The 24,324-nt window shown below is 39.9% G+C and carries 15 protein-coding genes and 1 pseudogene (1 of these 16 only partly in view); 7 read left to right on the top strand and 9 right to left on the bottom strand.

The features are described 5' to 3' along the window. On the top strand, nt 1–1,018 hold the 3' portion of the coding sequence (gene acsF, locus FD724_RS01290; RefSeq protein WP_179075370.1) for a magnesium-protoporphyrin IX monomethyl ester (oxidative) cyclase. Its footprint begins 38 nt before the window's first position; 1,018 of the gene's 1,056 nt are visible here — the last part of the coding sequence; its start codon lies beyond the left edge, outside the window; it ends in the stop codon at nt 1,016–1,018. A gap of 141 nt (nt 1,019–1,159) precedes the next feature. Here the strand turns inward: acsF and FD724_RS01295 are convergent, their stop codons facing one another. The 5 genes and pseudogenes from FD724_RS01295 to FD724_RS01315 all read right to left on the bottom strand — a co-directional run bounded on the left by FD724_RS01295 (nt 1,160) and on the right by FD724_RS01315 (nt 9,232). After that, nucleotides 1,160–1,345: a hypothetical protein gene (locus FD724_RS01295; protein ID WP_179071312.1), complete on the bottom strand. Its 186-nt coding sequence runs from the start codon at nt 1,343–1,345 to the stop codon at nt 1,160–1,162. Nucleotides 1,346–1,400: 55 nt separating this feature from the next. Then, nucleotides 1,401–1,899, bottom strand: a pseudogene (locus tag FD724_RS01300) (pentapeptide repeat-containing protein). Nucleotides 1,900–2,027: 128 nt separating this feature from the next. Further along, a complete protein-coding gene (locus FD724_RS01305; protein ID WP_179075371.1) occupies nt 2,028–4,250 on the bottom strand; it encodes an FdhF/YdeP family oxidoreductase in 2,223 nt (740 codons plus the stop codon). Between the two features lie 267 nt (nt 4,251–4,517). Next, nucleotides 4,518–5,609 carry a response regulator gene (locus FD724_RS01310; protein WP_179071313.1) on the bottom strand — a complete coding sequence of 364 codons (1,092 nt, stop codon included), beginning with the start codon at nt 5,607–5,609 and terminating at the stop codon, nt 4,518–4,520. Between the two features lie 341 nt (nt 5,610–5,950). Then, nucleotides 5,951–9,232 (bottom strand): PAS domain S-box protein, encoded by a 3,282-nt coding sequence (locus FD724_RS01315; protein WP_179071314.1) that lies wholly within the window; start codon nt 9,230–9,232, stop codon nt 5,951–5,953. A gap of 915 nt (nt 9,233–10,147) precedes the next feature. Between FD724_RS01315 and FD724_RS01320 the strand changes: the two genes are divergently transcribed. From FD724_RS01320 to FD724_RS01330, 3 genes are all read left to right on the top strand, one after another. Continuing rightward, entirely contained in the window at nt 10,148–12,847 is a 2,700-nt protein-coding gene (locus tag FD724_RS01320) for a response regulator (RefSeq protein ID WP_179071315.1), read from the top strand. 12 nt (nt 12,848–12,859) lie between these two features. Beyond that, complete coding sequence (locus FD724_RS01325) at nt 12,860–13,936, top strand: hybrid sensor histidine kinase/response regulator (RefSeq protein WP_179071316.1); 1,077 nt, start codon at nt 12,860–12,862, stop codon at nt 13,934–13,936. A 317-nt stretch (nt 13,937–14,253) separates the two neighbouring features. Further along, complete coding sequence (locus tag FD724_RS01330; protein ID WP_179071317.1) at nt 14,254–14,616, top strand: helix-turn-helix transcriptional regulator; 363 nt, start codon at nt 14,254–14,256, stop codon at nt 14,614–14,616. 98 nt (nt 14,617–14,714) lie between these two features. On the opposite strand, the gene FD724_RS01335 is transcribed toward FD724_RS01330, so the two are convergent. Further along, entirely contained in the window at nt 14,715–15,053 is a 339-nt protein-coding gene (locus tag FD724_RS01335; RefSeq protein WP_114080928.1) for a hypothetical protein, read from the bottom strand. A 515-nt stretch (nt 15,054–15,568) separates the two neighbouring features. Between FD724_RS01335 and FD724_RS01340 the strand changes: the two genes are divergently transcribed. Beyond that, on the top strand, nt 15,569–15,895 hold the full coding sequence (locus tag FD724_RS01340; RefSeq protein WP_114080927.1) for an STAS domain-containing protein: 327 nt from the start codon (nt 15,569–15,571) through the stop codon (nt 15,893–15,895). 43 nt (nt 15,896–15,938) lie between these two features. Here FD724_RS01340 and FD724_RS01345 read toward each other — a convergent pair whose 3' ends face one another. After that, nucleotides 15,939–17,129 (bottom strand): SpoIIE family protein phosphatase, encoded by a 1,191-nt coding sequence (locus tag FD724_RS01345; RefSeq protein WP_179071318.1) that lies wholly within the window; start codon nt 17,127–17,129, stop codon nt 15,939–15,941. Between the two features lie 259 nt (nt 17,130–17,388). Here FD724_RS01345 and FD724_RS01350 point away from each other — a divergent pair, with 259 nt between their 5' ends. After that, on the top strand, nt 17,389–17,805 hold the full coding sequence (locus FD724_RS01350; protein ID WP_114080925.1) for an anti-sigma regulatory factor: 417 nt from the start codon (nt 17,389–17,391) through the stop codon (nt 17,803–17,805). Nucleotides 17,806–17,916: 111 nt separating this feature from the next. Continuing rightward, complete coding sequence (locus FD724_RS41860) at nt 17,917–18,039, top strand: hypothetical protein (RefSeq protein WP_372726516.1); 123 nt, start codon at nt 17,917–17,919, stop codon at nt 18,037–18,039. A 75-nt stretch (nt 18,040–18,114) separates the two neighbouring features. Here the strand turns inward: FD724_RS41860 and FD724_RS01360 are convergent, their stop codons facing one another. Beyond that, complete coding sequence (locus FD724_RS01360; protein WP_179071320.1) at nt 18,115–22,791, bottom strand: response regulator; 4,677 nt, start codon at nt 22,789–22,791, stop codon at nt 18,115–18,117. A gap of 22 nt (nt 22,792–22,813) precedes the next feature. After that, the gene (locus FD724_RS01365; protein WP_179071321.1) at nt 22,814–24,043 is read right to left on the bottom strand and encodes a hypothetical protein; all 1,230 of its coding nucleotides are present in this window, start codon (nt 24,041–24,043) and stop codon (nt 22,814–22,816) included. Nucleotides 24,044–24,324 lie beyond the last annotated feature (281 nt).

Genomic DNA, 24,324 nt, shown 5'->3' on the forward strand with positions numbered 1-24,324 from the left:
CAGCAAAGAAACTGTACTTACCCCCCGGTTTTACACTACAGATTTTGAAACTGCCGCCAACCTGGATTTGTCTGCCCAGGAGACGGAGTTAAAGGCAATGCTGGCAGAAATGCGGACAGACTACAACCGTCATCATTTTGTTCGGGATGAGGTGTTTAACCAATCTTGGGAACACATTGAAGGTGAAGCAAGACAGGCATTTATTGAGTATTTGGAACGCTCTTGCATTTCTGAGTTTTCTGGCTTCTTGCTATTCAAAGAACTATCCCGCAAGCTGAAAAATCGCAGTCCACTGCTAGCGGAAATATTTCAACTGATGGCACGTGATGAAGCTCGCCATGCCGGATTTCTCAACAAAGCAATGGGCGATTTTAAACTCTCCCTGGATTTAGGCAATGTTACTAAAACCCGCACCTATACGTTTTTCCCAATTGAGTGGGTACTTTACACCGTTTACTTATCAGAAAAAATCGGGTACTGGCGTTACATCATTATCTACAGACATCTAGAAAAGCACCCAGAAAACGAGTTTTACCCGATCTTTCAATATTTTGAGAGTTGGTGTCAGGACGAAAACCGTCATGGGGATATATTCAAGGCGCTTTTACGTTCTCAACCGCAACTGTGGAACAACTGGAAAGCTAGGTTGTGGAGTCGCTTTTTCTTGTTATCGGTATTTGCTACCCACACTTTGACAGTTCATGAACGGGCTGGTTTTTACACGTCATTGGGACTTGATGCGACGGAATTTGACCGCGAAGTTGTTCGTAACACTAATGAGACTGCGGGCCGAGCTTTCCCTGTAATGTTGAATACCGAACATCCCAAGTTTTTCCCACGCCTGCAACGCTGTGCGGGTTACAACATGAAAATTGCAGAGATTGAGAGCAGTTCTGTACCCAAAGTTGTGAAGCTAATTCGCAAATTACCTTTGATTGCAGCAATTGTTTGGAATCTACTGTTGGTTTACCTGATTAAACCCGTTGATGCTGAAGCTTTACGGGAAACCGTACGTTAATGGCACTTACTGCTGTAAACTACGCATTCTATGATTCTACAAAATGCGTAGTTTACAGCAGTAGGCATCGCCCTTGAATATTCACCAATATATTTCTATTTTGCCTTTGACTTGATTGGCAAAAACCAGTGGTGAGTGTTTTTATTCATAAGGTTCGATCGCTATTGAGTAAACGCTGTTTACTTCCCCAGCTAAAAGAATCTGGTAAATCTGTAGCGGATAGGCTGAATTTTCTAGACTACCAAAGTTTTTATTGACTCTAGCGATCGCGTTTAGCAGATAAAGCACTTCCATATTGGCTAAACAAGGTGTAATAAGATTTCTCAAATAAATATTTGTAGAATTGATGTAAACAACTCAACTTTATAATCTCTCAAATAACTCAATTATGAACCTTGCCGTCAGGCATAATTGCTCCCTGAAGATCGGCATTTAGAAGAATTGCCCCTGTTAAGTCAGCACCTTGCAGATTTGCTTGTCGCAAAATAGTACTATCTAGATTTGCATAGCTCAAGTCAGCACGTTGTAGACTAGCCCCACTCAAATCCGCCGCTAAGTTCCCCCACAGGATTGATTAAATTGGTTTCTTGTAAACGTGTGTTGACTAGTTTTCCACCGGTTAAATCAGCTTCTCGGAGAACAGCACGATATAAGTCTGCTTCACTCAAATCTATACCCCAAAGGATAGATTCACTCAAGTCTGCTTCCCGTAAGCAAGCTTGGCTAAGATTAGTTTTACCAAGTCGCGTTTGACGTAAATCAGCATAGCTAAAATCTGCGCCTATGAGGTTGACATTTGTTAATTCTGCTTCTTGCAGATTCAGTCCTTGGAAGCTTCTTTCTCCAGCAGCATAAGATTTAAGAAGTTCATTTATATCCATGTTAGAAATTTTAAGTTCAGGAGAGGGTTTCTCATGCGATCGCTGTGTAATTCTTCATACGGGGTTTTGGGATATAAGTTAATGGATTTACTGGTGGAAATGTTAAAGCTGAAAAAATCAGACTTGATTCAGATTTTTTCCAACCGTGCGATCGCATTATAATCAGGAACCCCTTCTAGCGATCGCTTACTTTTATCTAGTAGCACATTTCCTTCTGGCCAATGGACTTGCAAGTTTCCTGACTGAATTGGCGCAATATAAACTTGACAGAACAACTCACCTAACTCATTTTTAAGAATTACCTTATCCCCATCTTTTAAATCCAACAGTGCCGCATCAGCAGCATTTATTAGCACTGCCTCTCGCACCGCCCCAGTAATTGCATCCTTACGTTCCTGTACCATACTATTAAATTGCTTGCCTCGGCGCGTTGCTACTAAGAAATAACCTTCTGGTAATTCCCTTTGGCGTGGCAATAATACGCCAAAGTGCGCCTTCCCGTCGGGCGTAGGGAAGTTCCAACCAAAGCACAAATGTGACCCGCCATACTGAAATTGATCGCCAGCCTGCTGTAAGTGTTGAATCCCGGCATATTGGGGGACAATTTGAGCAATTTCTTGACGGATAGCAGCTGTGTCAGCAAAAGCCAGCTTATCTGCCAAATCTGGTTGCACGCGCCTTGCTAATTCTAGAAAAACTTCCCACTCTGGACGCGCTTCTCCAATGCGCGGCCCTGGAATTTCTGGACTGAAAATTACCCGGCGTTCAGTATTAGTTTCTGTTACTCCCCCTGGTATTTCGTAGCGAGTCGTCGCAGGTAAAAGCACCACAGTATCAGCAGGTTCCACCAACATTTGGCTGGAGAGAACAATATCCGTATGTACCCGCAACGGTATTTTCTTCAGTGCCGCTTCCACATAATCCGGTTCTGGCAGCACTTCTAAAAAATTCCCTCCCACGGAAAACAACACATCTAATTCCCCCTGATATGCGGCGTTAATCATTTCTGGAGCAATTAAACCTTTACTTGCTGGCACTTTAAAGCCCCAATGCTGACTCAATTGAGCAGCATTTTCTGGGGTAATGGGTTTACCACCGGGAAACACTGTGGCGTAACAGCCCATCTCTGCACCACCCTGTACCCCAGAGTGGCCGCGAATTGGCATTAAACCGCAGCCTTCCCGACCGACAAAACCTTTGGTAAGAGCCAAGTTGATAATACTTCGCACATTATCTTCGCCGCATTCATGCTGAGTAATGCCCATACTCCAAATAAATACGGCTTTGTTGGCTTCTTTGATCATTTTGGCAAAGGCGTACATTTGCTCACGGGATGTACCAGAAAGCCGCTCTAATTCTTCCCAAGATTGGCTTTCTAAAGATGTTTTGAGTTCGGCAAAGCCAACTGTGTGTAAATCTATAAATGACTGGTCTACCCAGTTGTTAGCAATTATATATTTAATTGTGCCATTCAAAAATGCTATATCCCCGCCCATGTTGATTAAGAAGAAGTCTTCGGCAAATTTTGTACCGAAAACGGCACTTTCCACAATTGAGGGAACCCAGTAGCGCTCCATTCCTGGTTCGCGGTAAGTGTTAATGACTACAATTTTCGTGCCAGCTTTTTTGGCGTAATGGAGATACTTAACGGTGACTGGCTGATTATTGGCAACGTTGGAACCAATGAAGACTAATAAATCAGTACCAATCCAGTCTTTATAAGAACACGTGGTGGCCCCTGCACCCAAAGCAGCTTTCAGTCCCGCCGTACTGGGAGAATGGCAGATGCGGGCAGCATTATCAATATTATTGCTTCCCATTGCCCGTACAGCTTTTTGGGTAGCATAATAAGTTTCGTTGACAGTTCCGCGACTGGTAATATAAAAACTAAGGCGGTCTGGTGTAGTGGTGCGAATGCGATCGCTAATTACCCCTAAAGCTTCATCCCAGCTAATACGGCGAAAGCCTTTTTCCCCTCGTTGACGCATCATCGGGAAAGGAAGTCTTCCCAAGTCGCGTAATTGGACACTTTTTTGCTTTTGTAACTGCGAGACATCCTCCAATAGCACAGGGTCAAAAGCTGGCATAGTATTCATCCGCAACAGCCGCAACCGGACATTGCAGAGATGAATGCCATCTAAAGTCCAATCCTTCATCCCGGTTGTTCCAAGAGCGCAACCATCACAAACACCTTTGTCAAGAATATTCCACGCATAAGGTAGTTTGTCACGAGACAGCCAGATTGCCCGAAATACTTCCCAATAGTTGTTAGGGTACTGTTCGCCGATACCAAAGGGTTTCCAACTAGCCCAGTGCTGGGGTGTCCAATATTTCTTGGGTTTAGGCAACATAGCCAAAATATAGTGTATTTCTTTAAGGCTACCGTTTTGAGTAGCAAATGAGTAGCAAAGTGGCTAAAAGTCTGATCTTTATAGTTCATACAAAAGAAAACTGCTGTATAGGGGACAGTAGTTTTACTTTTTTACCTTCGTCGATAATCTTTAATGTGGAAAAAGTATTTGCCAAAAAGCTAGGGTTTTTGCCTGATCAAGAAAACCTAGTTTTTAATTTTGGGTAAAGTCGAGCTTAGGTCTATATTCCATCCAATTGATAACACCCTAGCAAGGCAAACTAACGCTGACAATAGTTCCTTTCCCAGGAATGCTATCGATTGTAAATTCACCACCATGTAACTTCACTATATGCTGAACAATAGCTAGACCTAAACCAGAGCCTTGTTGCTCCCATGACTTGCGATTAAACTGCACAAAAGCTCCAATTTTAGCAATCTCTTCAATTGTCATCCCTTTGCCATTATCAATTACATATAAATTAAATTTACTACCTTCTATCTTACTCATAACTTGAATTTCGTTGCCTGGAAAAGAAAATTTTAAAGAATTATCAAGTAATTCTTCAATAATGATACTCAATTTTTCTTTTGGTAATTGTACTGTAACTTCGTGAATATCTAACTTTAAATCTTTTTCTCTGGAATTTTCTGTAATTTTTTTAAGAGCAATTTCATCAATAATTCTCTTAGCAAAACATTTATCTGTTTTCTCTGTAATCTGACTAAGTTTTTCATGATTTTTGGCTAGTAACTCTAGATTACTATATAACAAAAATCTTTTAACTAATGTATTCAGTCGATTAGCAGATGTGTAAATGAATTCCGCAATTTCGGCTTCTTCAGAGCTAGGCATGATGTCACAATTTTCAATTAACAACCGTGACATACCAAGAATGCCATTTAAAGGAGTATTCAGTTCGTGAGGTAATGAGTGAGCAATATTCATTCTCAGTTCGTCTAGTTTAGATTTAGTTTGGCGCTCAACCAAAGCTTGCTTTTCAAGACGAGAAGCGATCGCGCTGAGTAGTTCTTCAGGAGTAAATGGTTTGGTTAAATAATCATCAGCCCCATAATCCATGCCCTGACGAAAATCTGAACGCTCTGCTTTAGCAGTGACAAATATTAAAGGTATATTGATAGTTGCTTCGTTTTGACGCAGAGCAGACAGTACGCTAAAACCATCTAACTCTGGCATCATAATGTCGCAAATAATTAAATCAGGTAATTTGTTTTTGGCAATTTCTAATCCAACTTGACCGTTTGGAGCGATCAAAGTTTCAAAATCAGAAAGCTGTAAAATCTCCTGAATATTTTCCCGAACTTGAGGTTCGTCTTCTATGATTAAAATTGTGTTCATTTAACAAGCATAAACATAACAATATGGTCTTCTTAAGTTTGGACAATGATGTTTAATTTAGATAAAATCATCACACTATCGAAAGCTTAACTTTATTTAACAGTAAAAATCTGAGTATAGCGAAATATGAATCTTGTGATAAATTTCATCTTATTTGCTAGATTTGAGAAAATTAAATTTTTGCATAATTTTGATATTTTATGGTGTTTTGTTATGTCTGTAAATGTAGTTGCTAGAACAGATTCTCCAACTTGACAATTTGGTAAACTATATTAGATTCTCAACGATGTCTCATAGTTATTATTCCCTAAAATTATTTACTAATAACACATCAAAGACTTTCAATTGAGGACATGGCTGATAATTAATGGTAGTTCTACCCTAAATGTCGTACCTACTCCGACCTGACTAGCGAGGGTAATTCTTCCTCGATGAAGGTCTATACATTTCTTAACTATTGCCAAACCTAATCCAGTTCCTGGCGTATTACCAACATTACTAGCTCGGTAGAATGGTTCAAATAATTTCTGCTGTTCCTCTGGGAAAATACCGATACCTTCATCTTGAATTAGAAAAACTGCGCTTTGCTCTTGGAGTAATAAATCAATTTGAATATTACTGCCTTGTAGTGAGTATTTGACAGAATTTGATAGCAAATTGCTCAGTATTTGCCGCAAAATTTTCTTGTCTATACAAGCCATAAAGCTATCATCTGTTGATGAATTACCCAAGTTATGGGGACAGAAAGTTAGGATATGGTTGGGAGAACTTAGTTGAATTTCCTCTACCAAAGAGTGACAAAAATTAATCAATTTAATACAAGTTGGTTCAAATGCTAATTTTCCAGCTTCAGCCTTATTAATTAGCAAAATATCATCTAAAAGTTGAGTTGTATGTTGAACATAAGTTTGAATACATTGGAGATGTTTCTGCTTTTTTTGTTCATCCAGTTTATGACTAAAAGTGTTTAATATTCCAGCAGAAGAAGCAATCACAGCTAAAGGAGTTCTGAACTCGTGGGAAGTCATAGAAATGAAACGAGATTTCAACTCATTTAGTTCTTTTTCCTTCTCTAAAGCTTTAAAAATATTTTCTTCAGCTTGTTTTCGCTCGCGTATATCTTTAACTACCCCGATCACATAAATGGGTTTGCCAATCCCATCTCGAATGAGAGAAACCGTTAGATTTACCCAAATTACATCACCATTTTTATGTAAATAGCGCTTCTCGATGGAAAATGTTTCTACTTTTCCTGCTATTAGTTGTTGTAAACTATTGAGATGGGCTTGTATATCCTCTGGATGTGTAATATCTTTAAAATTTTTCTTCAGGACTTCTTCTTGGCTGTAGCCTAAAATTTCACACAAGTTCTGATTAACTTTCAGAAAATGACCATCTAAAGTCTCTAATTTAATTCCCACTGCTGCTTGATTAAAAATAGCTCTAAGTTCTGCCTCACTTTTTTGTAAATCTAAAGTGCGTTGCTTAACCCTGATCTCTAAATCTTGATTGAGTTGTTGTAGAGCTTCTTGTACTCGTTGCCGTTGCAGTTCAGCAGAGGCTCTGGCTGCAAATACTTTGAGAATTCCTTCAAATTTATGCTGGTCAGGTATGGGCTTTTTATCTACTATACATAGTGAGCCAATCGGTTGACCAAAATCATCACTTAAAATAACTCCCATAAAACTTTCGGCTTGCATCACCACCCATCTTTCAGCAGTGGGGAAAAGTTGCTGAATTCCTGAAGGACAGTAGTAAAATCCTTGGTTGAGCAGAATTTCACAAGGCGTTGATTTTGGATTATAGGAAATATTGGATTGTAACTGCCCATCAGACCAAAATCCTAAAGTGTGAACTTGCCCATCAATTAACTCAGTTACTAAGGTGTGAGGGACATCTAAAGTAGAAGAAATATGCTCAACTAATGCTGGGAAAAAATCACGCCCAGTGGTAGAAGCAGTACTTTCGATTAAACTTTGTAAGGCTATTTCAGCTTGTTTGCGTTTTGTAATATCAATTCCTACTGCAACCGCAGCTGTGTTGTACTGATATTTTTGAGCGACGAGCAAGTAATTGCATATTTTGCCGTTAATTTGGGCATCAATAACGCTAGAATCTGCCACATCTTGGCTAGCTAAAAATTTACGCATAAATTCTGTAAATTGCGGGCTATTTTCCATAAAGCCCAATTCTTGACCGACAAAAGCATTGGTAGTCAAGTTAAAACTTTCAGCTAAATGGCGATTAACCCCTAAATAATATCCATCGGAATTTACCCAAGAAACAAACCCAGGTACTGCATCTAAAACCGTTTGTAATTGCTCTTTTGCTTGTTGTAGATTTTTTTCTGCTCGTTTGTATTCTGTAATATCCTCGGAAATACACAATAAGTATTCGGGTTGTTGGTCTTTGTCATACAAAGGAATTTTAGTCGTGTGTAAAATTTTTCTGCCAAAACTGTAGCTGTCAATAGGTTCTTCAGGAATATCTTGAGGTACACCGATAGCAATAGTTTCTAAGTCTTTTTGGCAGAAAAAGTCTGCTTGTTCTTTCGGGAAGAATTCGTAATCTGTTTTGCCAATAGCCTGCTCTGCTGTAATACCAAAAATGTTTTCACAGGTATGATTCCAGAGCTTGAATCTGCCAAAACTTTCTGGTTTGGCATCTTTAACAAAGACTGCCACAGGCAGATTATTAATCATCGACTGTAAAAAGTTGCGAGTCTGTTGGAGTTCCTCTTGTGCTTTTCGACTCTCAGTTATGTCAATACCTGTACAGACGATATACTCAAGTTGATTATCTTTATTAAGTAAAACCTTATTTGACCACGAAATTAAGCGGCGATCGCTATCTTTAGTAACTAAACAAGTTTCGTAACGTTGAGGAAATTCTCTCTTTGGTAAATTTTTAAAAATACCTTTGATACATTCTGTTATTTCATGTAACAGCAGGATATCCCAAACAAATTTTCCCTTCACTTCATCAAATGTATAACCTGTAGCTTGCTCGCAAGTATGATTAAAACGAACAATTCTCCCCTGAAAATCTACTACAATAACCAGAGCATCCGCTAAATTCAAAATTGCAGAAATAAAATTCCGCTCTAATCGCAATTCTGCCTCAATTCTTTGTCGTTCTGCAAGTTTTACTTGTGCATAATTGTAAAGTCTGGCTTGTTGAATCGAAACTGCTAGCAGACTAGCAGGAGTAACTAATCCAATTAATTCTCCTTGCTCTCCGATAATAGGCAAATGGCAAATCTGATGTTTCCTTAGCAAATTTAACGCAGTAAAAATATCTTTAAAATCTGTTAACTTCAGTGTGATTAACTCTTTTGTCATTACTTCCGCAACACTGATTCCCCCTAAATTTTTGCCTTGTGCTGTTAACTTAATTAAATCTCGCTGCGTAATTATCCCTTGCAACTGGGAGTTTTCTATTACTAAAACACAACTAGTAGCTTGAGATGTGATATTATCTATGTTTTTATTTGAGCTTGTCAAAGAATTGGTATCTTTGATTGGCAAGTCATCACAGTTAACTGGCGCTTCATTGATTAGTGCAATCACATCTGAAAGCAAAATCTCAGAGTTAACAATCAGTGGATGACGAATGATCGTCATTTGTAAATTATCAGAGATGATAGAGTTAATAAGCATTATATATAGATGCCTTAAACCAAAAATATCTTTTGTAAAGATATGATTAATATCTTTACTTATAATTTTTTTAAAAACATCAGTATTTTCTATGATAAGAGCATAAAGTCTGCTTAAATTGACGCTCTCTACCGACTACTGACATTAGATTAAAACTCCTTTAATAACTGAAACAGGGAGCGAATATATTAAATAGACTAAACTAGCTAAAAAGGAATATCTTTTGGAAATTATTCAAGATATTGATGAATCATTTCTGTTCGTACTGGGTTTATTATTCATGGGTTAAATCCAAAAGTCATCAAGGAAAAATAGGAATTTTTTATTGATTAAATTCCGAGGATTTACTTGAATTACTATTTGGGATTCGAGAAGAAATACTGAGTAGCTACTCTGAAGTATCTGTAGGAATCAGAAGATTGTATAGAAGGACGGCAATCTGGCTGATGATAAAAATTACTGTTTAGGCGTAGTGAAATCTAGGTGTTGCGCTAAAAAAAAGATTTTGGTGCTACTAATAATCTGTCAAATTCATTTTGATGGTTAGAGAGATGCGATAAATCGCCGTCTCTACTCTTAATTTATCCATCAATTATTTATAGATAGGCTACTAGTCTGGCTATAAGTAAATGAATTTTACAAGCAGCAAATTTACTGAACGTTTTCGGAAGATAACTAGGTATAATTGCGAATTCTATTCATGCTGAACACGGAGGCAAAAAATTTTCAGGGATTTGGAGAAGACATCGTATTGAAGGGCAACTATAGATATATCTCAATTTCCTATCCAGGTATAACTCAATTGATATCAGGCTATTAACATGATGACAATCAAGGTATAATTTTGTTGAAACGCGATCGCGTTTGTATTTTTAACTTATGAGTCATTGCTCTCCCCTTACAATTCTGCTAATTGATGATTGCCTTAGAGATCGGGAAGCATATTGTCGTTTTTTGAAGCAGGACAGGCTGTATACCTATCGTATTTGGGAGTTTGAGACAGCAGCGCAGTCCATGAAATGGTGTCAACAGGAGATGCCAGATATAATTTTGCTGGATTTTAAATTACCTGATGGGGATGGGCTGAAGTTTATTCAGCAATTTCGGGAATGCCATAGCAATACTCAAGCTGCTGTGATTCTGCTGGCAGCAGGACAAGGGGATGAAATCATCGCTGTCCGTGCTATGAAAAGTGGTGTCCAAGATTATTTGCTTAAAGATAAACTCACAGCTGAAGTTCTTCAAGGCGCAATTCATCATGCCGTTGAACGGATACAGCTAACTCGACAGCTTGAACAAAGCCGGGAACAACAACAACTGATTGCCGCGATCGCCATTCAACAGGAGAGTGCATATCAGCAAGCACAGGCAGACCTGGCAAAATGCCAACGGACAGAAGCAGCCCTCAGAAGCGTTTTGGCGATCTGTTCTGGTCGCCTCATTAATTCAGATAAAGACGGTAATCCCATCCACATAGCTGATATCTACGACGAATTTCTCTACGATACGCTACGTGAACGCTTACAAGCTGAACAGAAACTCACTCACAACATAGATTTGCGAGAAGCAATTTTTAACGAATCTGCTGATGCCATCTTTTTGGTTGATCCACAAACGCTGCTCATCCTGGATTGCAATCGGCGGGCAGTAGAACTATTTGAGGCGGCTGACAAAACTGAATTGATCGAGATTAATGGGCAGAAACTCCAGCGCCATCCATTCACCGCCAGCGAAACAGATGCGATCGTGGCAGATATGCAGTCAAAAGGTGTCTGGAGTCGAGAGATTGAATATGTTACTCTCAAAGGTCATATTTTTTGGGGAAACATAGCAGCTAAACCCATTACTGTAGCCGGACGTACTATGAATCTAGTCCGGGTAACTGATATCAGCGAACAGCAAGCTGCGCTACGCGAACGCAAACAAGCCGAGGCACAACTGCGGCAGACGAATGAGCAACTTGCTAACACCAACGTAGAACTTGCCCGTGTCACTCACCTTAAAGACGAATTTCTTGCAAACATGAGCCATGAACTGCGAACACCTCTTAATGCAATTTTGGGGATGTCAGAAGGGTTACAAGAAGGTGTGTTTGGCTCCATCAATGAAAGACAAGTAAAAGCGATCGCCACTATTGAGCGCAGTGGCAGACATTTACTAGAGCTAATCAACGACATTCTAGACCTGTCTAAAATCGAATCTGGCAAATTAGAACTGCAATGGAGTGATGTTTCTGTCAGAAGCCTCTGTGATGCCAGCCTTGTCTTTGTCAAACAGATGGCTTTGAAAAAAAATATTCGTCTTAATATTCATATTGCTGAGAATATTGACAGCATCCAAGTAGACGATCGCCGCCTGCGTCAAGTACTGATAAACCTGTTGAACAACGCTGTCAAGTTCACACCAGAAGGGGGATCTGTAACCCTAGAAGTCCGGCTAGAAGAAATAGGAGAGCATGGGAGTAAAGGAACAGGGGGAGTAAATTTTCCCTTGTCGCCCTCATTTGCCTCATCTTCCCCAAATCTTTGCTTCTATATTAATGACACCGGCATCGGTATTGCTCCTGAAGAAATCGGCAAGCTGTTTCAGCCCTTCATCCAGCTTGACAGCAGCCTCAACCGCCAGTACAGTGGCACTGGTCTGGGTTTGGCGCTAGTACAGCAGATTATTACCCTACATGGAGGAACAGTCTCAGTTAGCAGTGAAGTTGGCCAGGGAAGTTGCTTCACCATCCGTATTCCCTACCGTACTAATTTGCGAACAATACAAGCAACTAATTCATTGCCTAGTTATTGCTTACTTGCTGAGAATGCTCAAGTTTTGATTATCGAAGATTCTGTTGTGGCAGCTGACCAAATTACTCGCTACTTCAGCGAAATGGGAATGGAAACCATCACCTATTCCAAAGGTGAAGGAGCCGTAGAAGAGGTGCTGCGCGTTCAGCCTGGTTTAATTATCCTGGATCTGCAACTACCGAATCTATCGGGTTGGGAGATACTAAATCAACTCAAGACCAACCCAAAAACCAAAAATATTCCAGCAATTATTATTTCAGTTGTGGATGAGCGTAGCAAAGGATTGGCTCAGGGAGCGTTCGAATATCTAGTCAAACCAATTACCCGCGCTCAACTTCAGGTAACTATAGAGAAACTGCAACATTTTACTGGTTCTGAGTCGCCAAATTTAACTGTATTGCCAAAAGCCGCGAAAAAACCACCTTTGATTTTGCTAGCAGAAGATAATCAAACAAATATTGATACCATATCCGATTATCTTGAAAGTCGAGGGTATCATCTCATTTTGGCAAACAATGGACAACAAGCTATTGACCTAGTTAAAGTTCAACGCCCCGACTTAATTGTGATGGACATTCAAATGCCAGAAATGGATGGGTTAGAAGCAATGCGCCGCATCCGTGACGATCGGCAATTTGTAGATATTCCGATTATTGCACTAACAGCGTTAGCTATGCCTGGCGATCGCGAAACTTGTTTAGCCGCTGGAGCCAACGAATATCTTACCAAACCCGTCAAACTCAAGCAGCTTGCACTCACCATTCAACAAGTTTTAGCAAGGTAGCAGAAATTTTTAATGAATACTCAACCTTCTATTTTAGTGATTGATGATGAACCCGATAATTTCGATGTTGTTGAAACCTTGTTGAATAATGAAAACTACGAGCTACACTATGCTTCTAGTGGTCAACAAGCTCTGAATCGCCTCAACAGTCTTCAGCCCGATCTGATTTTGCTGGATGTGATGATGCCCGGCCTAGATGGGATGGAAATATGTCAACGCATCAAAGCTGATCCACAATGGCAGATAGTGCCGATCATTATGGTGACAGCATTAACTGCTAAAGAAGATTTAGCTCGATGTCTAGCAACAGGTGCAGATGACTTCATTAGTAAACCCATCAACGGCGTGGAATTACGAGCCAGGGTTAATTCCATGTTGCGGATTAAGCAGCAGTACGACAGCCTGCAAGTTTTGCTTCAACTGCGAGAAGATATGGCAAACATGATTGTCCACGATCTCCGAAACTCTCTTACCAGTATTGTCCTCGCGGCTGAAATTCTCCGATTTTGCAACTTGTCACCCGAACAGCAACGAGGCAAGGTTGATCAAATTTTATTTGCAGGACAACAGCTACAATCATTGATTAATAGCTTGCTAATCATGGCAAAGCTAGAATCGGGAAAAATGCTTCTCAACTACACAGAAGTAGACCTTTATTTACTCTGTATGTCAGCATTAGCAGATTTTGAAGCGATGGCTACCCAAAAGAACCTGCTTTTGATAGGTGAATTACCTGAACCTGGTGGCATTGTGAAAGTAGATGCAACAATCTTTCGTCGAGTTCTAGATAATTTGCTCTCTAATGCTATTAAGTTCTCCCCATCTAACTCTCAAGTGACCCTACGGGGAGAGTATTTGGCAGCAGGTGGTGCGAAAGTGCAAGTCGCAGATGCAGGCCCCGGAATCCCTGAAGACGTAAGAAAAATCATATTCGATAAATATGAAGTTGCAAGTCGGATACCAGATGTTTGGCAAATTGGTTTAGGATTGGCTTTCTGCAAAATGGCAGTCGAGGCACATTCCGGTAAGATTACCATCGAAGATAATCATCCAAATGGTAGTATCTTTACTGTATTTACTCAAAAATAAATTATTAACTCCAAAATTGCTGCATCTAGTCAGATTTTCAATAGGTACTCCTTTTAACTATTCATCAAGTATTTTGTCAGATTAATGTGTTTTTTTATACTAAAGCAATCCGGCTTGATTTCTGTTCACACAGCGTGACGTAGCTATATTTACTTGCGTGGGCAGGGAACAGGGAATAGGAAAGAAGAGATAGATCGATACTGAGTCTTGTTCAAAAATCAAAGCGGATTGCTATAGCAATAACTCAACTACGCTATTATAAAATTTAATAACTAATTAGCTATTAAAAAATATTATACCGATTATTAAATCTCCCTATGCCAAAAACTAAGCCACACAAGTCCGATCCAGCTGTTCTCGTGGCAGTTGCTGACTACTTCAAGGTTTTATCAGAGGCTAGTCGGTTACAGATTTTAGCCTGTCTAAAATCAGGGCCAATGAATGTAATGGAAATTGCCGAGGTTACTAACTTAGGTCAGGCAAATCTATCTAAGCATCTGAAAGTGTTAACTCAAGCAGGGATTCTATCTCGTCAGCCCAAAGGCACGAGTGCCTATTACGAGATTGCCGAACCAATGATTTTTGAGCTTTGTGAGTTAGCGTGCGATCGCATTAGTGAACGCGTGCAACAGCAGGCTGAAAGCTTGAAAGTCCTTCGAAGCAAAACAGCAGTTTTTTAAAAAATACCTGATGCCTTAATTGGGTAAAAAAATGCCCTCCTAGCTGCTGGTAGTTAGGGGCACAACGATTATGCCCCTACAAATGATTCATATTCCCTTTAATCTTCGTCAAGGGCTGGGAAAGCTTCTTCAATTTGCCACAACTTATCTTTGTTTTCAACAAACCAAATACGAGTTTTGGGAGTTAATTTACTCCAAATAACTTCAACAGGGATGTGGGGAGATGCATATTGGTACTCCTGACCAAGTGACTTGAGATTGTCTGCCACATCGTGGGGAATTCCGAATTGTTCCCAGTCAACTGTTATATGTCTTCCCGAAACTCCGGCTGTGGGGTCGAAAATCAATTGTGCTGATCTGACTAAATCAGCAAAGTGTTTCGGTTTGAGTTTGGTGATCTCTTGAAGTTGGAGTGATTCGTTATGCTCTTGAGACATTATCGCCGCAGTGGTAAAGATTAGTGGTGTTTGAACTTACTGGCAGAGACTTTGATCCCAATATTTTTACTTTAGCGCAGAGCCGCTAACTTGATCTTGATTTAATCAGACACTAATTTTCAGACCATCTAAAAAGAAACAATGCGATAGCTGTGCCAACGTCAAGGAAGAACATACTCATAGCTGTATAATTTGCAGCATTTTTTCATGTCGGGTGGCAATGCAGTGAAATTACCACTGCTTATGTCTCGTTTTTAGGCACGGTATTTAGGTTATAAAGATGGTTATTTTAAAGCTTTTGAAATTTTTCGCTAATCTGTAGAAGCTAGATTCTTTACTGAAATAGCAACGCCAGAATTATCAAGCTGCACTACGCCAGTAAGTCTGGCTGCGCGAACACAAATTAAAGCGGATTCCTTTAAGATACAAAACTATTGCTATATCTATTGCAGTTTAGCTTAGGTCAATGCCAAAATGTAAATACATTTTTCCCAGTCAAACAATAGGATAAAACAATGAGCATGAACGTAAAATTACTAGAATTATCTGGAATTTTAGATGGTATTAGAGGTAATGAACTGCGTCGTGAAGTTAGCGATATTCTGCTAACTGGAGCCGATATATTGTTACTTGATATGAAAGAAGTAAAGTTTATCGATAGCTCTGGTTTAGGTGCTTTAGTCTCAGCAATGCAAATGGCGCGAAATGCTAATACTAAACTTTTTGTTTGTTCAATCAGCGATCAAGTCAGAATGTTATTTGAATTGACTAAAATGGATAGAATTTTTCAAACCTTTGCTGACCAAGATGAATTCAATCGCCAAGTATTGGCAACACAGTAAGCTCCTAGACGATCCTAAATTTGAATCTGCACACTTGACTATACTAACCAAAATTAACTTTTACCAAAGAGAAGTCATCATCAAGATTATCTTGATAATTTAAGGTAATAATGTTCGCCAATAGTTGATTTAGAACACAGGGGTCTTTTAGACTATATTTAGTTAGTAAGTCAATGAAAGCATCAATACCCCAAATTTTACCATCTGACTGATTAATTTCATAAACACCATCACTAAAAATGTATAAAATACTGTTCTCTTCGATCTGAAAAATAGCATCTTCAAACTGGACATCAGGTAAAAAGCCAATTGGGAGATCCAAAGAACTTAGCTGTTTAACTTGGATACTTGTTGTAGAGGTATTCGATAAGAGTAAAGCTGGTGGATGTCCGGCGTTGGCATAAATAAGTTGACGTTTCAGGCGGTGATAAACTCCATACCAGATTGTGAAGTATTTATCACCGTGCTTTGTCATTTGAAAGGCGTGATTGAGCGCTTTTAGGACTTCACTTGGTTGACAAAAGTTGGTGTTTGGTAAAGATTGCGATCGCAAAACATTCAGCACGGATACAGATAGGAGGGCTGAACCCACGCCATGACCTGATACATCCAACAAATAAATTGCCAAATTATCCTCGTCGATCCAATAATGGTCAAAGCAATCACCTCCTAGCTGTGCTGAGGGAATAAACAGATTTTCTGTAGTTACTGCTCCTACGAGCGGTGAGGGTAAGAGCGATCGCACATAATCAGCAGCCTCAGCTAATTCTGCCTCCAAAATTTGCTTTTGGGTTTGTAAATCTTGATTTAGTGTCTCCAAAACTTCTTTTTGACTTTGTAAATCCTGATTTAACTGGTGTAATCTTAGTCCTGCTCTTACCCGCGCTTTCAATTCATTCATCTCTATTGGTTTAGAGATAAACTCATCTGCTCCAGCGTCAAGTCCTCTAACTCGATCTTCCTCCTCTCCTCGAGCTGCTCCCCTAGCCGTTAATAGAATAAAAAAAGTGGTTGCTAACTCTGGATCTGTTCTAATTCGACGACACACTTCTAGCCCATCTACCTCGGACATCATCCAGTCACAGATAATCAGAGCAGGACGTAGTAATTGTGCTTGTCTAATTCCTTCCTCGCCATTTTTGGCGACACTGGTATCATAACCTTGATTTTGGAGTGTTTTTTTCAGTACTGTTCGCACTATAGGGTCATCATCAATAACCAAAATTTTAAACATAAATTAAAGTTTACTAAGTAGATTGAAGAAGAATTTAGAAGTCAGAATGGGCTACGTGTAGCGTAGCGTCCCGCAGGCTTGACGCTCTGCTATCCGCTCTTTCCGTCAGAATTCATTCTGAATTCTGCTTCGCTTAAAAAGAAGTAATTACTCTAATTCAACTTATATGCAATTTAGTTTTAAATGTATAGTGAAAATACTCAAATTAAATAAATTAAATACGAATAGGATCGTCTCGAAATATTTTATTGGTTAAGAAGTGAAAAATAAAATTTATCTAAAAGTCAACACAGACCTTACAGCATCATCTCAAGTATTATTTTGGTTCGATCAGATGAATCAGCCGCCTATTCTTAACAAAGAAGTTTGGTGGCAATGTCAAACACTTTTGATGGAAGGCTTCACTAACATAGTTGAACATGCACACAAAAACTTACCTATTGAAACTCCTATTGAAATAGAAGCTGTACGGGTAAATAAATATATAGAAATTCGCATTTGGTCTCAAGGTGAACCATTTGACTTAGAGCAGCAATTGCGGCAAATATCTGAATTTGATGAGAATGAGCAAGAGCGCGGGCGGGGTTTAAAAATTATGTCTGCCATTGCCGACAAATTGAGTTATGAGCCAACAGAAGACAATCGTTACTGTTTATTTATTAGTAAATATTATTAATCATCTTATCTGAGATTTGCTAGCTTAATTATTAGCTAGAAGCAAAAAAATCTAAAGTGCTTCATGCAGCGAGACTCAATATTTTACCAACTTTTACAAGCATCCCCACCAATGAATGCAGATAGTTATCAATTCGATTTGGTCGCCGTTAAAAAATTAAATATTCAAATTTACGTGGTATTTTTACCACCAAAAACAAGTAACTTGGCACAATCAAATCAACTATATAAATAAGAACTAGCTAGAGTAAAACCCTTATAGCTATTGCCTATTTTCTTATTCCAACAAGAATTATTTACGGCCGCTTCCTTATCTCGTGATTAAAAACTCTTGGATACATTTAACAAACTCTTCTAACTCTGAGATTAAGTGAGTAGTACCTCGACGTTCTTGATTGTGAGCTAATTGTTCTAATTTTTGTGCTGCTAAATGCATGGTTATAGCTCCAATATTGGCACTAGCACCTTTAATTTGATGAGTTTGGAGCGCTAGTTGCTCATAGTCATTATCTGCGATCGCTATTTTAATGATCTCTAAACGAGGTTGCATATCTTCAACAAATATTTCCAGTAGTTCTAATTCAAATTCTGAGTTGTTTTCCGAGAGCTGATGCAAGCGTTCCCAATCAATTGGGAGGTCAACTGAACCTATATCTGTTGTAGAAACTTTCTGCTCTAAAACATATATTTCTTTTGCCTGGAATATCACACTTCCCCAACGCTGTAGCGCCGCCGCTAATTTCTCTTTGATTACTGGCTTGCTGAGATAATCGTCCATTCCTGCATTTATACACATCTGTTGATCTTCTTTCATCGCATTAGCTGTCATCGCAATTACTACAGGGCGACGACTATTGACAAAGCTGCTTTCTTGCCAACGATGAATTTCTTTTGTAGTTTCTAAACCATCGAGAACAGGCATTTGGCAATCCATCAAAATTAAATCGTAGGGGATTTTTTCTAATAGCTGCAAAACTTCTTTCCCATTACCAGCAACATCTGCGCTATAACCTAGGCTTTGGAGTTGCTTCAAAGCAACTTTCTGATTCACCAAATTATCTTCAGCTAAGAGAATTCTTAATTTGTGGAAGTCACGAGCTAGGAGGCGGGAGCTAGGAGAATGATCGTTGCTGTTGTTTTCGTAATCTTTTAGTTTTAACTCTTGACTTCTGACTTCTGTCTCCTCCTTTATCTGCGTTCCTAAGATAGTCATGATGGTATCGAGGAGTCGGGATGGCTTAACAGGTTTGACCAAATAAGCCGCAAATCCTATTTTTAGCGCTCGTTGGATTTCATAGCGTTGATTAGTAGAGGTAAGCATAATCAAAGGTAGCCCAGCGATCGCTGAATTTGCTTTAATTTGCTCTCCCAAGGTCATGCCATCTATTTCTGGCATCTGCATATCAATCACAGCAATGTCATAAAGATTTTTTTGCTTGGCAGCCTCCTCAATAGCTTTGAGGGCAATAGTAGCCGAAGCAGCCTGATCTACTAACATTCCCCAACGGGTAGCTTGATGATGGATAATTTTGCGATTAGTAGCATTGTCATCCACCACTAACAAGCGCCGATTAGTCAGAAGTTCGCGATCGCTTTCTGAGGAAATCGGGTGAAGTTGCTGGGCAAGAGTTACTTCAAACCAAAATTTAGATCCTTTGCCCAACCGACTTTCTACGCCAATTTCTCCTCCCATCAAGCTTACGAGTTGCTTGCAGATGGCTAATCCCAAACCTGTGCCGCCATACTTGCGGGTGGTGGAGGCATCTACTTGGGTGAATGGGGTAAAGAGTTTGCATTGGTCTTCAGAGGTAATGCCAAGACCGGTATCTGTGATGGCAAAATAAATGGTGGCTGTAGTAGAGGAAAGCCTTCGCAATTCTGCTCTGACTACTACCTCTCCATTGCTGGTGAACTTGATCGCATTGCTGATTAGGTTCATCAGAATTTGCCGCAGGCGGCCAGCATCACCTTGGAGTTGGGTGGGAACGTTGGGATAGATTAACGCTGCAATTTCTAATCCTTTATTATGGGCTGAGGGAGCTAATAATTCCAACACTTCTTCTAGACAGGAAGATAAGTCAAAATCTAGAGTTTCTAGTGCCATTTCCCCAGCCTCAAGTTTGGACAAATCCAAAATTTCGTTGATGAGGCTTAAAAGAGCATCTCCACTAATGCGAATAGTTTCGATAAAATCCTGTTGCTCTGAGTTTAGGGGAGTTTCTAACATTAAGCCTGTCATCCCCAACACAGCATTCATTGGAGTCCGAATTTCATGACTCATGTTTGCTAAAAAGGCACTTTTGGTTTTAGAAGCTAATTCAGCTTGATGACGAGCAACTTCAAGTTCTCTTCGCTGTTGAGTTTCTGCATATAACATTTGGGCTTGGGCTAAGGCAATACCTACTTGATCGGCTATTTGTCGTAAAAGATGAGTTTCAAAGCTAGACCACTGACGGGAACTGCCACACTGATGGACAATTAGCAAACCGCAGAGTTCTTCTTTGACAAGAATGGGTATGACTAAATTGGATTTGACCCCAAATTGTTGCAGTAATTCTATGTGCCTTTTTTGAATTTCCACTATATCTAAGTCAGCAAGCTCTAGATTCCGTTTTTGACGATATTGCTGTAGATAGTACTGTTGTGTATATTCCGCTTGAAAATAAGAATCAGTGAGCTTTTTCTCTTTAATTGTCAGCCAGCCAGAAACTACTGCCTCAACTACAGTGCTTCCAGATCCATCTGTCAAAGGTTGATAAATCAAAACTCGATCGCTATGGAGAATTTTTTGTACCTCCGTAACACTGACTTGGAGAATTTCTTGGATTTTCAAAGACTGACGAATCTTAAGGGTGATTTCAGTAAATAGTTGCGATCGCAAATTTTGGCGTTGGAGTTCTTCTTCTGCCTGCTTGCGCTCAATAAACTGCCCTACTTGCTCACCAATAGAATTCATGACTTTTGCCAAATCTTGGTCAGGTTGCTGGATTTCATGGCTAAAGCAGGTAATGACACCAAGGATGTTTTTACCACTATGGATCGGAAAACCAAAAGCTCCGTGCAGTTCTGCTTGGACAGCGATTCGAGAGCGGATGAAATCTTTGTCTTTAACTACATCAACAATCCAAACAGGTTCAGCACTGTCCCAAACACGACCAGGCAGGCCAATTCCTGATGCAAAGGTGGTCTGCTGACTAAGGATCTCAAATTCTTGCATTCCTGAAGACATTTTATACCATGAATTCAGTAAACTTAGTAGATTCGCTCGCTGATTTACCATCCAAATTTCACTTAGATCCCATTCCAAACTCTCGCAGATTCCTTGCAGGATTTGGGGCATAGCTTCACTGATTGTAGTTGACTCTGCTAAGACGCGCGTTGTAGAGTACTGGGCTTTGAGGTGCTGTTCTGCTCGTTTGCGTAAACGAAGCTCGTCGTAGACATCGCTAATATCAATACCTGTAGCAACAATGTATTCAACGCAACCCTCATCATCTTTCAAAATAGCATTAGCCCATGAAATTAGCCGCAGACTGCCATCCTTTGCTACCCAATAATTTTCATATTCTTTGGGCGCTTCACCAGTTCGCAACTGTTCAAAAACTGCTTTAACTGGTTCTACCTGTTCAGGAATGAGAAATAGGTTCCAGAAATGCCTTCCTCTCACCTCATCGAATGAGTAACCAGTTGTTTGTTCACAAGCTTGATTGAAGCGAACGATCTGCCCTTGTGTATCCAGAACTATTACCAAGGCGCTAGCTGTATCAAGAACTGCTGAAATAAAGTTGCGTTCTTGGTTTAGCGTTTCCTCTGTTAATTTACGTTCTTTTACCTCACGATAAATGAAGTAGTAGACTATAGCCAGAGTGATAAAACTTAGGCAAATAGCGATCGCAAGTGTCAAAACTGTGTTGTTTGCACTGGCTTTTGCCGCTTGTGACTGCTGTTGAAGCAACCTTTTATCCTCATTCTCGATCTCATGGATGACCTTGCGAATATCATCCATAATATATTTCCCCTGATTTGTCTGGATTACCTGCAACGCTGCCTCGAATCCCTGATTTTGACGCAGGTATATAGTCTGCTTGAGTATGGCAAATTTTGCAGCTATCAGAGATTCAAGGGCGGCAAACTGCTTTTGTTGGCTAGGTTGATCTGCGATTAAATCCTTCAGTTCTACAATTTTTTGATCGATGTTTACAACTACTGCTTGATAAGGTTCCAGATAACTTTCTTGTCCAGTCAGGATATAACCGCGTTGTCCAGTCTCAGCATCCTTCATCTCGGACAGTAATTCTTCTAGCTTATTGATTTTATCTTGGGTTTTTTGTACCTGATTACTAGCATCAATCAATATGCGTGTATTTTGATAAGAAATCACGCCAATCAAAACTAAAATTGCCGATGCTAACCCAAACCCTCCGGCTACTGTTTTAAAAAATTGTTTGCGTCTCTTGTGTGCCTGTTTACGTGTATGAGTGACCAATACCAAACTTGCTAAGTTACGCCGCATTTCTAATTGCTTGATTACCTGGCGACCGATAATTCGCAATGCTTCAACTTGTTCTGGGGAGAGGTTTCTTGGTACACGGTCAATGACACAAAGTGTTCCTAGTGCATATCCTTCAGGGTTAGTTAACGGTACACCAGCATAAAATCGAATATCCGGGTCAGAGGTGACTAGCGGGTTTGTCGCAAACCTTTCGTCTTGTGTGGCATCAGGCACAACAAAAACTTCCGGTTGCAGAATAGCATGGGCGCAGAATGCCAAATCTCGCGGTGTTTCTGGGGCTTCCATTCCAACTTTGGATTTGAACCACTGGCGATCGCTATCAATTAAACTTATTAAGGCAATAGGAGTGCCACAAATATATGAGGCTAAATGGGTGAGATCGTCAAAGGCAGCTTCCGAATGAGTATCGAGGATCTTATACTCCAAAAGAGATTCGATTCGCTGTATTTCGTTATCAGGTAATGGTGCTTTCATTCTTCAGCCTTATCAGTGACTACTAAAATTTGACTCGCAACTGTCCTGTCAAGGAATTACCACCGTAAGCACTTCCCCCGGTTTCTTGATTTCGGACATTACTAAAGCTATAGCCAAGGTCTGCCTCTATATTTGGTGAAACCTTTACCGTACAGCGTGTTTGATAGGTATTGGCGTTATCAAATTCTCCTTTAAGTCGCTGCTGTCCTAAGTTGGCAGCGAGGCGACAGCGTAAGAAATTAGCAATATCTCCTTCCCAAGCCACCTCAGCGTTGTAAACTAGAAAATCTGGTGGGGAAAAATAGCCACTTGTGCGTTCTAAATCGCGATCGAAACTCAAATTGAATAAGTTAGCTGCCAGAGAAAACTGTCCAAACTTGCGTTCTAGCCGACTAAATGACTGCACCTCGGAATTACCATCGTTGTAACTACCCAAACGCAATGATGAAAACAAGCTGGTGTTACCGTCAATCTGCCAGTATAAATCAGGCCCAAATCGCCAAGCAGTAATTTGATTGTCTAAAGTTCGGGCATTGGATTTATAAGGGCCTTGTTCTAAATTACCTGATAGTACTACTACCGATAGCAATCGACCTGATGACGAAACTTGCGGTGGCGAAATGGGAGCCTCCACCTTCGCATTGAGATTGATAGCTGTAGGTAAACGATTGAAGACATCGACTCCGGCTGCTGTTTGCAGAGTTACTTGCCCAATTTTTCCTTGCCATCCAACTTGCAAGGGAAAATTCGTAATTGATTCAACACCGCGTTGTTCAAATAAGTTAAAACCTGTTTTCACAAATATTTTATTGCCATTACTCAATCGAAACTGAACCGTTGGTTCAAAAAAGAAATTGGTTTGGCCAAAGTTATCTGTGTCATAGCGATAGTCCGTATGAATACTTTCCAAAACTGCATCCGGCGTTCTTGGTTCGGTGGAAGTTTTTGGTGGACTAGAATTCTGCGGTGGTTCGGGTAGCGCTGGACGTAATTGCAAATCAGGATTGAAGTTTTCGGGTGCCGCCATCAAAATAGGTGTTGGCTCAGGATTTACTTTGCTGACTCCCTCAATCAATTCTGAAGGTGATTTCCAGGTCTGATGTGCTTGGGCAGCTTGTAACTTAGCTTCTGATAATGTCCAAATACCTACGCTACAGATTACTCCCAATTGAATCTGTAGGCATCTCCAAATCAACCCTGTGTACGAACTATGTGGAGAAATAAAGAAATAAAGTATAAAATTATCTGCCATCGGTAAATACTATAGTTGTAAATAAAAAACTTGCTGCCAAAGAAAGAGTTTTCTGGCTGCTAGCTCATGTATTCAGCTTGGAATTATGATGCCCAAAATATATACTTGTTAAGACATGGCAAAGAAAAAAGGTATTAATTTTATATACCTGCCCCTTGACTGTCTAAATTAGTATTTTTTGCAAGAGCGTCTTGCAATTTTTAGTTAATAATTTTTAATTGGAAGCGTACTCTTAGATAGAAGCAAGCTAGCAAGAGGTCTCGTAGAGAAGCGACTTGACC

It is taken from the genome of Nostoc sp. C057 (assembly GCF_013393925.1).
In the GTDB taxonomy this organism is placed as follows: Bacteria; Cyanobacteriota; Cyanobacteriia; order Cyanobacteriales; family Nostocaceae; genus Nostoc; species Nostoc muscorum_A.

Bases quoted from the DNA above. Each gene is read 5' to 3' on its own strand.
- FD724_RS01365 (WP_179071321.1), bottom strand. From the start codon at position 24,043: ATGGCAGATAATTTTATACTTTATTTCTTTATTTCTCCACATAGTTCG.
- FD724_RS01325 (WP_179071316.1), top strand. From the start codon at position 12,860: ATGAATACTCAACCTTCTATTTTAGTGATTGATGATGAACCCGATAAT.
- FD724_RS01340 (WP_114080927.1), top strand. From the start codon at position 15,569: ATGAGCATGAACGTAAAATTACTAGAATTATCTGGAATTTTAGATGGT.
- FD724_RS01360 (WP_179071320.1), bottom strand. From the start codon at position 22,791: ATGAAAGCACCATTACCTGATAACGAAATACAGCGAATCGAATCTCTT.
- FD724_RS01315 (WP_179071314.1), bottom strand. From the start codon at position 9,232: ATGACGATCATTCGTCATCCACTGATTGTTAACTCTGAGATTTTGCTT.
- FD724_RS41860 (WP_372726516.1), top strand. From the start codon at position 17,917: ATGAATGCAGATAGTTATCAATTCGATTTGGTCGCCGTTAAAAAATTA.
- FD724_RS01305 (WP_179075371.1), bottom strand. From the start codon at position 4,250: ATGTTGCCTAAACCCAAGAAATATTGGACACCCCAGCACTGGGCTAGT.
- FD724_RS01345 (WP_179071318.1), bottom strand. From the start codon at position 17,129: ATGTTTAAAATTTTGGTTATTGATGATGACCCTATAGTGCGAACAGTA.
- FD724_RS01320 (WP_179071315.1), top strand. From the start codon at position 10,148: ATGAGTCATTGCTCTCCCCTTACAATTCTGCTAATTGATGATTGCCTT.
- FD724_RS01335 (WP_114080928.1), bottom strand. From the start codon at position 15,053: ATGTCTCAAGAGCATAACGAATCACTCCAACTTCAAGAGATCACCAAA.
- FD724_RS01310 (WP_179071313.1), bottom strand. From the start codon at position 5,609: ATGAACACAATTTTAATCATAGAAGACGAACCTCAAGTTCGGGAAAAT.
- FD724_RS01330 (WP_179071317.1), top strand. From the start codon at position 14,254: ATGCCAAAAACTAAGCCACACAAGTCCGATCCAGCTGTTCTCGTGGCA.